Source organism: Acaryochloris marina MBIC11017 (genome assembly GCF_000018105.1).
Lineage (GTDB): Bacteria > Cyanobacteriota > Cyanobacteriia > Thermosynechococcales > Thermosynechococcaceae > Acaryochloris > Acaryochloris marina.
The window spans coordinates 2,213,380-2,226,802 of record NC_009925.1; the positions used below are offsets into that span (position 1 = coordinate 2,213,380).

The window sequence follows — 13,423 nt, forward strand, 5'->3', positions numbered from 1 at the left end:
GACGATACTGGGTCTGTATTAAGAATGCCCACTCAATCAAGGCCAGCCAATGACTTTACCAGTACTGAATGATTTCGACGTCCAAGGGTTCATCATGAGATGAACGTTGATCATCAACAGCTAGTCCATGGCTGCAGTCTTCGTCAACAGCACCACATCATTTCCTGAAATCGTTAAAGCGGCCTGCCAATGATTGGCCAACCATTCAAACGTCTCAATCGAAAAGAAACACACATGCGTCAGATCGCTTTTGTAATGCCAGCGAGCAAAAGCCGCCTGATCAATAACGCGCTTAGTCATAATGCCAAAGACGCCATTAGGCTTGAGGCAAGACCATAGCCGTTCAAGTTCTCGTCGAGGATGGTGGAGATGTTCGACCACCTCAGACGCAGAGATAAAATCATACTGTCGCTGCAAAACCCTAGTATCTGGTGCATAGAACAGATCGTAGAGTTCCATAGAATGCCCAGCTTCCTCAAACATGACTGACAGCGTCGGCCCTGGTCCCGATCCAAAATCCAGGCCGACGCTCTGGGGAAGTAAACGTTGGGACAAAGGCAAAAAAAGCCGGTTCAGAAAACGACGATACCCCAAATCCTCAGCAGAATTTTCGTGAGTGTCGTAGATAGCCTTCTCAGCTTGGGCTGATAAAAACTGATGAGGAAGTACAAAGACTAATAGACACACCTGGCAACGAAAATAGGTGCGACTATCTTGATGAAAAGCGCTAGTTTGAATGGACTGACATAACGGACAACACCGATCTGAATTAGGCATTATTTGAGTTGCCCAAATCGATACCGACCAACAATGAGTAGAAATCAGTGATTTGCGTCAAGAAAAGCCCTTGACCGATCGCGACTGGAATTGAGGGTTGCAGATCTACCAGAATGGCATGGAATCAACTCAACTGTGGCAGATCGTACTCAAAACCACTCAATCCTCAGAATTTCGGTTTAGGGAAGATGGTTCCTTTAAGTCCCCGCTTTCAGATCCATCATTCGTTCGATTTCCTGAGTATCGCCTGGGGCGGTATCCGGTCGCAAACGATGAAAGGTTCGGTTTAGAGATTTAATAATGTCCTGATATTTTCGATGAGTGGCGAATACTAGATCATGGCCACGTTGCTGTAGTGCTTGTGCGATCGCAATCAAAGGATACAGATCCCCCAAAGACCCCATGGCGGCCAGTACAATTCGGCTCATTGTTTCGCCTCCTACCCGTCGCCCTGGGCTTTATCCTAGTTTTTGGCGATCTGGTTGGCAACACCACTGGTGGTAGGTGAAGCCCCAGAAATCAGCTTATCGACCTAAATTCAGTTTTCGATAACCCATCAGTCTGCGAATCCCATCTAAAACACCCGTAGGCAACTTTAAAAGAACATATTGGTGAAGCAGCATCAGCGTATCGGGGAAGGCTTTTTTTAAGCGCATCGACCACCGAGCTAGGGTGTCAGTCACCGTTTGAGAACTACTTTTCGTCGCATATGTCGTGGTCCCCGTGAACCCAATATGCTTGAAATCCTTAGATTGGAACAGATATTTATCCACAACCCGTTTGGGGCCTAAGTAACCCATCAGCTGATTGAACGGGCTACTGGTTGAATCATGAAATGCAATGATACCGCCCTCTACAACAAAGCGAGACCACAGCAGAAAATCTTGCTCTACCATGTCATGCTCATGGTTGCCATCAATAAACAGGAGACCGATCGGTTGAGTCCATCCTTCACATGCATCTGCTGAAGTTTTGACAATTGGAGTGACTAGCTCTCGAACCCCAGCACTCGACACATTATGCTCAAACTCTTGATAAGAATCATCTTGGTGGGGGTCAATTGCATAGATATGAACGTTTCCACCTGCTGCGGATCCTTGGCTGAGACAAATGGATGATTTACCCTTCCAAGAGCCGATTTCAACAATGACCGTGTCAGGAGGACAAGCCTTGGCCTGTGAATAGAGGAATTGCGCTTCTGTATCAGTAAGCCATCCCTTCACATAGTCAGGAATATTAGGAGTATTCATTTCAAAAAATAGATTAATACGAACGTTTGCAGACGTTACTACATATCAACAGGGAAAATTCCCATGCTAATCCCATGCGAAAGCATGGCTAATCAGCGAAACAAGCTTAACAGCCTTTCAGCACTTACAAGTGTTGATAGAGAGTATTTTTTGGGGACTTGGTATTAATTTTAAAGAGTATAAATAAACAATAAAAGAAATTCAAGTGACTCAAATCACAAAGTAACAATTTTCATCATAGAAGCCTTGCATACTGAAGCCTTTTAGAGATGCTTATATATTTTTATTACGCCTATGCAAACATATAGGCAGCAGCTCATAGGGAAAAATTGTTCTATTAGAAAACTAATTTAATCCTATCTATGACATCGCTCAAACTCCATATAGATTGCGTTTCAGAAAAAAATTAGACAAATTTAGAAACCGTATAATCCTTACCCCAAAATAGATTCAGCGATTTAATCTTCACTTCAATAAGGGGTTTACCGAGATCATCCTATTTACATAGAAGCACCAACTATTCTCGAAGAACTTGCCTTTTAAAGTCAGGGATATTTGACATTCATAAAATTTAAATCCCCACATATGACTGCCTATATCTTTATCTTGAGCCCAACCCATCAAGAATGAATGCTAACCCAATTACTAGAATGGTTTGTTTTAAAAAACACATACAAAGATAAATGGAATATGAAAGGGAAATAAGAAAATCTGCTGAAAGTATCAGAGCCAATGGACAGTAGTAGAACAGGATTAACATCAACCCTGCTGGAACCCTTTGACATGGCAGCGTAGAAAGATTTGTTCTCCGATTCATACAGGAGAACAAGCTCAAATATCTTAGGGCTTGCTTCGGAAGTCTAAGTTCCAATATTTGCAGTGTATCCAAGTGTTGAGGGCCCTTGAGAAGTGCAAGGAAAATCATTCAAAATATTTAAAACCCTTGCACCTGCAACCCGATGTATCGCCGTCCATCCCCCGGTCAACTGTCCTTTGAGAACTTCTACTTGCCCTTTGGAGGGAAACTTTCAGGAGAGAATCGCTGGGTCAAACTAGCCGAGTTGATTCCTTGGGAGAGCTTTGAGTCAGAATATGCAGACCAATTCAGTCAGACCATGGGGGCACCTGCCAAACCCTTTCGTGTGGCCTTAGGGACCTTAATCATCAAAGAGAAACTGGGTATATCCGACGCAGAGACCGTAGAACAGATTCGAGAGAACCCCTACTTGCAGTACTTTCTGGGGTTTAGTGAATATCGAGAGAGTGCTCCGTTTGATGCCTCCATGCTGGTTCACTTTCGCCAACGGTTGAATCTAGAGCTGCTAGCTCAAGTCAATGACGCAGTCGTGGACTCTGTGCTGGCATCCGAGGGGTCTCCTGTGGCGATGTCCCCTGAGTCATCTCCTCCCTCTGACGATGATGAAGATGAGCCTCCTGCCCCTCCCAACCAGGGCCAATTGTTGATAGATGCGACCTGTGCACCAGCCGATATTCGCTATCCGACAGACTTGGATTTGCTCAATGATGCCCGCAAAGCAAGCGAAGCCATCCTCGATGCTTTATATGCTCAAGTCATGCTGTCCCTCAAGTGCAAACCTCGCACCTACCGCCAGAAGGCCCGCAAAGCCTATCTGGCCATTGCCAAAAAACGTCAACCGAGCCGCAAGCTGATTCGTAAAGGGATTCGTCAGCAGTTGGGCTATGTGCGTCGCAATCTAGCCCATATTGATGGGTTGATAACATTGGGGGCTTCCCTATCCCAATTGTCCCGGCGGCAGTACCGTCTGTTGCTGGTGATTCATGAAGTCTTTCGACAGCAAGAATGGATGTATCAACAGTCAGTACGTCGAGTGGACGACCGGATTGTCAGTATGAGTCAGCCTCATGTCCGACCGATGGTCCGAGGCAAAGCTGGAACACCCGTTGAGTTTGGAGCCAAGCTATCCCTCAGTTGTGTGCGTGGATGTGTGTTTCTGGAGCGCTTGAGTTGGGATGCGTTCAATGAATCCCAGCATCTTCAACATCAAGTGGAAGCCTTTCGTCGTCGCTTTGGCCATTATCCTTTCTCAGTCCATGCTGACCAAATCTATCGGACTCGGGCTAATCGACGATGGTGTAAAGCTCGGGGGATTCGCTTGAGTGGACCGCCGTTAGGAAGACCTCAACAAGACCCACAAGTACAGACCCAACTCAAGCAACAAGCGTGTGAGGATGAAAAGGTGAGGGTCCAGATTGAGGGTAAGTTTGGGCAGGCCAAGCGACGGTTTGGCTTGAATCGAGTGATGGCGAAGTTAGCGGATACGGCTGCCAGTGCGATTGCTATCACGTTCTTGGTCATGAATCTGGAGCGGTGGCTCAGCCACTTTTTATCGTTCATTTTTGGGGTGGGATTGCTGGTTTTGGAAAGCGTTATGGAGCTGTCAGGACTTCCTTGGGGCTTTGCTAGGGCCAGTCAAAGGATATGGCTCTGGCCGTCACAAATGGGTTGCTTGTACGATTTGATGCATGGAATTTGCTCAATTTACTTTCTCAGCAAACCCTATCTTAAACCTAGTCATTGATACAGACAGTAATGATCCTCACAAAAGCGAATATCTTTGAACCAAGACAAGCCCCTTTCAATACCCTCTATATCAATGCTTGTCTTTACTTGAGGATGTGCCTGATTTTGGCAAGTTCAGTGACTGGCAGAACGCTGCCCCATCGTCTACAGCCAGATTCAGTAACACAATACTTCGTTTCTCTTTCATACCCATTGTTGCAGATATCAATAGCACGCATTGATGGTGAGCACAATTGGGATAACCAACTTCTATAGAGATGACAGCAATGCAATCCATGACGGTGAGCATTGTTTGCCAGTAAAATGCCAAAGCCACCACGATTGAAGGCACCCATTTCGCAACGCGAGTGCCTCAAAGCGGAAACGTCTCCCGCCAGAAATTCCTTGAAGGTACGGTAGCCAAAGCCGTAGAAGTGATGACGATGATCATCCCTTCACGGATGCTGAAGCGAGACCGATAGCACTTACCTTGCTTCTCACCAAGGAGGGCAAGCGAGGTATCTAATTATCGTTTCACAGTCATAGTAGAAATCATCGGCATCAGCAAAAGATTTCAGTTCAATCGAGGTCCGTTAGACTGGCAGACATAAATGAGGTGCAGCGGGTCAATATCGAGAATCTTAGCCCTAGCATTTTCTAATTCAACCTTCTTCGGTCAGACTCACCTATTCTCAACACAACACTCAATTGCGGAGAATGATGGACCCTCCAGATCACCACTTTTACCATCAGAGCTTGATTCAACAATCAGGCAGATCGTTTGCCTTCATCAGTTCACCCTATAAGCTCAGTCAGGTATTATTCTGACTTCGGCGTTAGGAGAAAAAGATCAACATCTTCAAATTCCTGCTTCTCCTGCAGTGTAAATTTATCGACGACTGCCTGGCGAAAGCGATCATGCCCCTCCTCGTCAACAAATGCCGTATGTTCATAGGTCAACCACAAACGTGAATCGAACGCTGGAATATCCTCTAAAACCTGATCAATTTCCTCTGGCAGTCTCTTCTTACTGACAATGTCCATAAATTGGGTGGGCGCTGACCCCCGATAATAATGCTTGAACAGTGTTGGGTTTGCATGAATTGCAATGTGATCGCCCGCCTGCTCACTCTTAGAGATAGTTTGAACCACTCCTCGCCAATCGGATCGATGGCTGGTAGCGTAATAGCGAAATAAGCCACCACCCACGACAATCGAGTACAGAATGACAATACCCAATGCAATCGGCCACTTCCATTTCCACATGCGGGTAAACCCTGCCGCTAGCATCACTAGAGCATAGGGGGCCGTAAACAGTAAGTAACGTTCAACCCATAGAGAACTCGTGAGATGGGACACCACAAACACTGCCGCCTGAGGAATAAACCACCATAGAATAATCCAGCCCGCCGATGATTTCCAGGGTTTGGTAGCGATGAGAAAAATTACAATTCCAACTAATACCAAGGTGTAGGCATTAATCAACCAACCTAACCCAGCAATATTAAAAGGCGGCTTGACTGACCAAATCGTAAATCGGGTCAACATGCCCGGTAAACTCTTCAGACCTGGGCGAGGTTGGTACTGTGCCCAAGTTAAGAGAACATCCCCACTCCCTTTAGCTGTAATCAGAAAGGTCGGTAAACAAGCTGCCCCCAGAAATAAGGCAGAGACACCAAACATAAAGAGTAATTTGCGATGCCGCCAAAACTGCAATCCAACCAGCAAAAAATCAGCAAAGATCAGGGCGATATTGAGGGGCGCTGTCACAAACATCAACCACCGTGCAATCGCCCATGCAAACAAAGGCGCTATTTTACGCTCTTGCAACGCAATGGTCAGGGCGAGGGTTCCTGCTAGTCCTAGACAAGTCCCCAAGGCATACATACGAATTTCTTGGGCATGGTTGATAAATAAAGGAGACAGGGTCAAAAGCAGCGCTGAGATAACACCTGTAGCTTTGCTATCCAGTCGTTGCCCTAATACATAAATTAAGCCAACACTTGCCAAAGCAAACAGAACCGATAAGCTTCTCATCCAAAATTCACTAGTTCCGAGTTGCATCCATATATGCAATAGGAAAAAGTAAAGGGGGCGTGAGATTAAAAATTTTGATCTAATATTATTCGCATCGCGAATACTAAAAACCTCATCATTCCAGAGGCTTTCACTATCTAACTGATAGAAAAATAGAAAAATTGCAAGAAGAAAAACAAGGCCAAATGGCAGAAACTCTTGGATCGATTTATTGCCACTAAACCTAGTGTCTAAGGATGTTTTTTGCATCGGTTTCTGCATCAGTAATCAATTGAACTGAAATCAGTGATTCAGTTGGCAATTTGCGGGTTGACTGTAGGGGAAGAATTTATTTTGCTCCTAGACCATAATATCTAGCCATGTGTAGTTATGTCACGAAGACAAGTGTTTGCATCATGCTCTTTGCAAATCTGGATCATGGTAAAAGAAGCTGAATTAATATCGTCTAGTGTTGAAAAAACGAGCGTCTGATTATTTTTGATCTAGGAAAATCGCGTTCCAGTTTAGGTCTGTCAGCCGGTGCCCATCCACTAAAAAAACATTCAGAAGCGTAGTAATGGGATCAAATTTACAGCCCATTTAGGCAGATCACTGGGCTGGAAACTGCCCTTCAATCAATCCTCCCTTCAAACCAGGCTCTCCTCAACCCGAATGATTCATGAGGGCTTCAAACACTGATTACAGGGACACTTCTAGAAACAAGCTGTATTTCAGGCAGGTGATGCTTTTAATCCATTAGAAACGTGTTCGAGGAATTGCCCAAATAGTCATGAATAATCCAGGTTAGGACGACCAGAGGTAGCATCCAGGGCCGTCCTCACCGCCGAACAGGAGGAGAGTCCCAGTAAAACGGAGGGGAAACGATTGAGTCTTCGAGAAGAGTAAATTCAGGAAATTTTGACTGCTCTGGTCTTAGCAACGCCACAGGGCAGGATTATGCAGCCCTTGTTTAAGCAGGGTTTAAGATACCCTCGCCTGTGCCCAACTCCCCGTTGCCGGAGCAGAGGGTTGAGACGGTTGATTCTTGGACGCCTAGCTACTCATCTTGAGAGTAGATAGAAACACCATAAACAGCAAAGCTACCATAGACAAAGGCAGGCATGATTAAAACCGCCCACCATTTTCCCAATAGCCACCAGTCATTAATGGGGGTATGAGGTTCAATATTGCTGGCAATTAGGAAGCCTAAGGCCGTTGCACAGCCACCGATCACATGGATATAAAGGGGACATTTAAAACCTGACTGTTGCCAGAGAAACAGGCCACAGAATAGAACCAATACTAGGATGCCAACTTCAAGAGGAGTCACGTTCGTCCCTTTATGCTTCGTTCTTAGATTTCCCGCTCTGAGAAGCAACCTATCATAAACTGTTGCCAGGCACAGGCCGTGGTCCTAGTCACCACTGCCAAAAAGAATCGCGATCAAAAAAATAGACCGATACTTGCTCCCCTGGAAAGGAAGGTCAGCATCAGTCTGGCGTGAGGTTTAGTGTGCTTAGGTAAAGATCTCAGGGGATAGTGCTTAGTCGATTTTTAGATCTTTTTTTAACCGCAAATCCAGGTCGCGATCGGGATAGATGACTACGAGGTTGCGATCGCGTCTGGTATCAAAATCGTCATTGCGGCTATCGAAGTCATCATCTCGTCTACGATCGCCCAAAATCGTCGCTAAGACATCTCTGACGCCTTCGGAGGTTTTTGTGCGGCGAGAGGCAACCCGGCGATTGGGATAAATAACCTCAGAGAACGCATCCAGATTGTAACGACGACCATTGGGTAAAACAATCCGCTTGGCGTCATACTGAATCCCCCCATCTCGGGAACGCAGGCGACCTTCAATGCGGCTATTACGGGGAATAATCACCCGGTCCGTATCGTCTGCCCGAATATCGTTCTCGATGTAGAGGGTCAGATCTCGATTATCATTTTTGCGCATCACGATGCGATAGCGATTCTTGGCCGAGGTTCGTATCGTTTTGCCTTCATACAGGCGACCTTTATTAAACCGAAAGCGATCGCTGCGGCGATCTCGCCGATCATCAAACCGATCATCGTCATCGAACCGGTCATCATCCACTTTGCAAAAGTAGCCCCGGCGCTCCCGCTTGCACTCGTAACCCCACCGTTCTGCCGCTTCAGGGAAGGAGCGAGGTCGCCGAAACTGGGCGTGGGCCGCGTCGATGCCCAATCCTGAGCCCATCAAGACCAAAGAGGCCAGGGTTGTAGGTAGGAGTCTGATTTTAGATTTCATAAGTATCACTGCCTTACAAGGAGTTCAGAGAGATTCAACAACCGATTGGTACATCCTCTGACGCCCCAGAAATCTAAATAGTTTCTGATGGGCAAGTGATTCGCCCTTCCCTTAGAGCGATACGGCGGTATCAGCCGCTGTGGTTTGACGGTAATAGCTGGCGACGATGGCTACCGTTAACCACCACAGGGTATTGATTTCAGGGCGATACCAAACGGTATCCACAAACCCGTGCATTAACATACCGATGATGGATGCGATCGCACCCACTAACCACCAAACATCCTGGCTTTGGAGCTGACGTAGCTTGTGAAACTGCACCCAGGTTTGCTGAAAAATCAGGGCGAGAAGCCACATTAAACTGGCAAACCCAACCACCCCGGTCTCCACCAAGGTTTCTAAATAAATGGAATAGGCACTCAGGGCAGTGTAATTGGGTCGTTGAAATAGGGGGTAAATCTGGTTAAAGGCCACATTACCCGGGCCAATCCCCAACACGGGACGTTTTCGGATCATATCCTGCACCCCGGCCCAGACATTCAGTCGAAAGCTATTGCTACTATCTTCATGACCGGAGAAGGCGCTCAAGGCTCGGTTACGGAGAGGAGCCACAAATAAAATCCCTAAGGCGACTGCGCCCACAATCGTGCCAATGGTGAGGGGAAATACCCAAATCTGCCACAACTGCGGTAAGCGGGGCAGTATCCAATAGAGCACCATCATGGCCATCACAAAAATCGCCAGGACTAAACCAATCCAAGCCCCTCGGCAGCCCGTCCAGTACATACAGGCACAGTGAACCAGCAGCATCGTCCCGGCCAAGAGCTTCGCACCCCAACGCTGCCAAGCCACCACGGCACAGATGCTAAAGAGGATGGCGGGCAGAATATAGGCTGCCAGCAGGTTGGGATTGCCCAAATAGCTGTAGACTCTGACCTCATCGGCGGTGGTGGAATTGGGATCTACCCAAGTAGCTAAGGCCTCTGCCCCAAAGAATTTTTGCCGCACCCCATAAATAGACACAATGATCGCTGTATGCAGATAGACGGCGATCAGCCAGGAGCGTAGTCGAGGCGACCGCACCACCCGCTCTGCCAGAACAAAGACAAATACATACAGGGTCATTTTGACCAACCCAGAGACCGCTGCCAACTTCACCGGCGATAGGGCTGTAGCCATCACCGTAATCCCCCAAAACAAAAACACGAGTAGATAAATCGGGGAAAATCGATGGGGTTTCAGGTCATCCGAAAGGGTCAACAACAGCCAATAACAGCCACAAGCCATTGCCAATAATCCCGTCAGGCTATTAGGGACAAAGGGAGCCAAGGTAAAAACCGCCGTCAGCAAGACTGCACCAATTTCCTGGTGCCAGTTCAGCAGCCAACTCCCCTGCCGCCACTGGCGAAGGAAGGCAAGCAGTCGCCAGAACAGACTGCCTTGTCGCCATTGCAGGGATTGGATGTTGTTCAAGGTCAATGTCTGCCAAATGGTATGCATAAGAGTTACTGTGTCAGACCGTTCTCCAAGGCAAAGCGTACCAGTTCTGTCCGGCTATTGGTGCCCGTTTTACTAAAAAGTCGGCTGACATATTTTTCGACGTTGCGGACGCTGGTTTCTAAGCGACGGGCAATCTCTTTGTTCATGAGCCCGACCGCCACCAGGTCCAAGACACTTTGTTCGCGGGGGGTAAAGTCAATTTTTACGGTGGGGGTATTTTGGGTGGGTAAAGGAGCGCGGTTCATCAAGATGGCTCGAATTTCGGCCACCTGATTGGCTAGATCGGCAATATCAGTGGTGGCGTTAGCGTCTTTGGCTTCTTTACGGGTCAACAGATTGGTGACGATGGCGACCAGTTCGTCCGGGTCAAAGGGTTTGGAGAGATAGGCATCCACTCCAGCGTTATAGCCTTCAATCCGATCTTTGGTCATGCCACGGGCGGTTAAAAATACGATGGGCAATCGCATAAACCGAGGATCTTCCCGCAGTTGGGCTAGGAATTGGTAGCCATCGACTTCGGGCATCATAATATCGGAAATCACCAGGTCGGGAATGCGCTGTTGCAGCAGCTCCCATCCAGCTTTGGCATTACTAGCAACATCGACGGTAAAGCCGCTGTCTTCGAGGTAGGCTTGCACGGCTTCCCGCAATCCTGGCTCATCGTCTACCAATAGTAAATGCCCGGTCATAGAATTTCCGTCTAATGAGTACTACTAGCTTCAGTTTACCGCCCGAATCTGTCAGTATGAGGGGTGAATTGCCGAATGAGGGATTGAGGTAGGCCGATGCGGTTAGAGTTTGTACCAGTAGAAGAGTTTTACTTTGCGATTACGCTCTGTGTGCGGGTGCTGACGGAAATTGAAAATCCTGAGTTGGTGGCTCAGATGCAGGAGAAATTGGCGACTACGTTGGGTCAGTCTTCGACGGTGGCGGCGGCTCAGCAGAATAGTTTTAATTATGTGTTTCGAGTGTATGAGGTGGATTGTGCTCCGGCAGAGGAGTTGATTGTGTCGATTGCGGATTGGGGGGAGGCGTTGCGATTGAGTAGTGATTTTGGCTGGATGTTGGATGAGAATCGCAAGCCAAAGCGGACGGAGAAGTTTGGACAGCGGGATGCGTTTTTGCAGCAGTTGAAGGCTAAGTTGCAAGAGGAATTTCAGGTTGTCTTAAATGAGCCGACTCCGCTCTAGGTAAATTAGATTAGGGGACCAAAACATGGATAGGGCATGGCTTGAACGTAAGGAGATGAAATTTCTAGTGGCCCTAGCAAGAACTGCAATGGCTACTCGAAGAAGATCGTCCTAGCAGATCAACAGCAATTGACCTCATCCTACAAACCCTTGCTTTAGTATGGTGAAGATCGTTTCCACTGCTGACTGATGGCAGTCAAAACTAAAACAAACATCACCCTCACCGAGCATCAACAGACTGCCCTGGATCAGCTCCACAACTTTCTGGATAGTCCCGAACGGCTGTTTGTCCTAGAAGGGTATGCAGGCACGGGCAAGACTACCCTGCTGCAAGCTTTTGTCTCTCAGCTCAAAGAGCGGGGAGATCGCCGAGATATTGTTTTTAGTGCTTTTACCAACAAAGCCACCAAAGTCCTGCACCAAATGGTGTCCTCGTGGGGATTGAGCGTCGAATGCCTGACCTGCTGTCAGCTCCTAGGGTTACGCCCGCAGATTAATCCCGAAACAGGAGAGCAAGAGTTTGTCCTCGATCCCAATGAGGAAAGCTCCTTTGGCAAATTTGCCCTAGTGGTGGTTGACGAATGTTCCATGGTCAACCGCAATCTGTGGGAGCTATTGCAAACGGAACTATATGCGTTTCACCTCACCACTCAGCTTTTATTTGTAGGCGATTCCGCCCAGCTTCCTCCGATTAATGAACCGACTTCCCAAACCTTTGTTGAAATTGCCAACAAAGCCCAGCTGACCGAAGTCGTGCGTTATGGCAGCTCCATTGGCGTCTTGGCAGAATCCGTCCGCTGCCATTTAGACACCTACAGACTCCCTACCTTTCAGACCGACCTCAACGAAGATAAAACCGAAGGCACCGTCGTTCTGCGCCAATCCGACTGGACAAAACAACTCCTCCGAGCCTTTACTAGTGAAAAAGGTCAGGAAGATTCGGATTATGTCCGGGCCTTAGCCTATACCAACAAGCAGGTCGCCAGTCTCAATCAACAAATTCGCAATGCCATTTTTGGTGCAGAGGCGTGCCGCTTTGTCCCAGGAGAACGGCTGATTGCCATGGGGCCAGTCTTTCGGCGCAAAGATGAAATTGTGATGCAAACCTCTTCCGAATGCTGGGTGGAAGACGCTTACGAAGACGATTCTTCTGGCTGGCAGGTCTGGCGACTCTTTGTGGTCACCGATGCCAACTTTGATGTCGAGGTCACGGTTTTGCATGAGTCTGAACACCAACGGTTTCAAAAAGAACTCAAGCGCTTAGCAGAAGGTAAGCAATGGCAAGATTTTTGGCTGCTCAAGCAACAGCGATTTGCCAACTTAAACTATAGCTATGCATTAACCGTGCATAAGTCCCAAGGCTCCACCTTTCAGAATGTCTTCGTTGACCTGCCCAACCTCATGCGCAACAGCAATATTCGCGAACGCAACCAGCTACTTTATGTCGCCGTTACCCGAGCCGCCAAACGGCTGTTTGTTTGCAAAGCCCGCTAATCTATGCCCAGAGAGGATTACAAGGGTTATACGAACCTTTTTTGCAACTGATTTGAAACTTCTACAGAAGTTATACAAGTACAACTTGTGGTTGAACACTATCTCAACCCTCGCCTTGTAATACTAATGATGTGGAGAAAAAACAAACCCCTCCAAACCAACCCTTAAACCCAGCATCATCCAGTGAACACTCCTACACTACTCACCCCACAACCCCAGGCAGACCGGATGATGCCTCTAGTGATGTCCCACCCATCACCTTCCCAAGAAAATACCCCGACTGCAAAAGCAATCGAGGTACGACAGACACATGATGGGAACACAACAACGTTTCAGGTCCAAGCCAAAGAAAAAGGCAACTGAAACCAAAAAGAAGGGAAAG

General features: G+C 47.5%; 12 protein-coding genes. 4 read left to right on the plus strand and 8 right to left on the minus strand.

Annotated features, from left to right (window positions below):
- Positions 1 to 120 precede the first annotated feature (120 nt).
- The 3 genes from AM1_RS09910 to AM1_RS09920 all read right to left on the minus strand — a co-directional run bounded on the left by AM1_RS09910 (position 121) and on the right by AM1_RS09920 (position 2,027).
- Positions 121 to 777, minus strand: coding sequence for a class I SAM-dependent methyltransferase (locus tag AM1_RS09910; RefSeq protein ID WP_012162697.1), 657 nt, complete (start codon positions 775 to 777; stop codon positions 121 to 123).
- Positions 778 to 974: 197 nt separating this feature from the next.
- Positions 975 to 1,205, minus strand: coding sequence for a glycosyltransferase (locus tag AM1_RS09915; protein WP_012162698.1), 231 nt, complete (start codon positions 1,203 to 1,205; stop codon positions 975 to 977).
- A gap of 96 nt (positions 1,206 to 1,301) precedes the next feature.
- Entirely contained in the window at positions 1,302 to 2,027 is a 726-nt protein-coding gene (locus AM1_RS09920; RefSeq protein WP_012162699.1) for a class I SAM-dependent methyltransferase, read from the minus strand.
- A gap of 959 nt (positions 2,028 to 2,986) precedes the next feature.
- Between AM1_RS09920 and AM1_RS09925 the strand changes: the two genes are divergently transcribed.
- A complete protein-coding gene (locus AM1_RS09925; protein ID WP_012162700.1) occupies positions 2,987 to 4,588 on the plus strand; it encodes an IS5-like element ISAcma17 family transposase in 1,602 nt (533 codons plus the stop codon).
- A gap of 800 nt (positions 4,589 to 5,388) precedes the next feature.
- Here the strand turns inward: AM1_RS09925 and AM1_RS09930 are convergent.
- The 5 genes from AM1_RS09930 to AM1_RS09950 form a co-directional block, all read right to left on the minus strand.
- Positions 5,389 to 6,867 (minus strand): glycosyltransferase family 39 protein, encoded by a 1,479-nt coding sequence (locus AM1_RS09930; protein WP_012162702.1) that lies wholly within the window; start codon positions 6,865 to 6,867, stop codon positions 5,389 to 5,391.
- 775 nt (positions 6,868 to 7,642) lie between these two features.
- The gene (locus tag AM1_RS09935) at positions 7,643 to 7,915 is read right to left on the minus strand and encodes a hypothetical protein (protein ID WP_012162703.1); all 273 of its coding nucleotides are present in this window, start codon (positions 7,913 to 7,915) and stop codon (positions 7,643 to 7,645) included.
- Between the two features lie 213 nt (positions 7,916 to 8,128).
- Positions 8,129 to 8,857: a hypothetical protein gene (locus AM1_RS09940; RefSeq protein WP_012162704.1), complete on the minus strand. Its 729-nt coding sequence runs from the start codon at positions 8,855 to 8,857 to the stop codon at positions 8,129 to 8,131.
- A gap of 111 nt (positions 8,858 to 8,968) precedes the next feature.
- Complete coding sequence (locus AM1_RS09945) at positions 8,969 to 10,357, minus strand: IctB family putative bicarbonate transporter (RefSeq protein ID WP_012162705.1); 1,389 nt, start codon at positions 10,355 to 10,357, stop codon at positions 8,969 to 8,971.
- A gap of 5 nt (positions 10,358 to 10,362) precedes the next feature.
- Positions 10,363 to 11,046 (minus strand): response regulator transcription factor, encoded by a 684-nt coding sequence (locus AM1_RS09950; RefSeq protein WP_012162706.1) that lies wholly within the window; start codon positions 11,044 to 11,046, stop codon positions 10,363 to 10,365.
- Between the two features lie 96 nt (positions 11,047 to 11,142).
- On the opposite strand from AM1_RS09950, the gene AM1_RS09955 reads away from it, so the two are divergent.
- From AM1_RS09955 to AM1_RS40935, 3 genes are all read left to right on the plus strand, one after another.
- Entirely contained in the window at positions 11,143 to 11,547 is a 405-nt protein-coding gene (locus AM1_RS09955; protein WP_012162707.1) for a hypothetical protein, read from the plus strand.
- Positions 11,548 to 11,736: 189 nt separating this feature from the next.
- Positions 11,737 to 13,041: an ATP-dependent DNA helicase gene (locus AM1_RS09960; RefSeq protein ID WP_012162708.1), complete on the plus strand. Its 1,305-nt coding sequence runs from the start codon at positions 11,737 to 11,739 to the stop codon at positions 13,039 to 13,041.
- Between the two features lie 183 nt (positions 13,042 to 13,224).
- Positions 13,225 to 13,404 carry a hypothetical protein gene (locus tag AM1_RS40935; protein WP_148215708.1) on the plus strand — a complete coding sequence of 60 codons (180 nt, stop codon included), beginning with the start codon at positions 13,225 to 13,227 and terminating at the stop codon, positions 13,402 to 13,404.
- Positions 13,405 to 13,423: the final 19 nt, after the last annotated feature.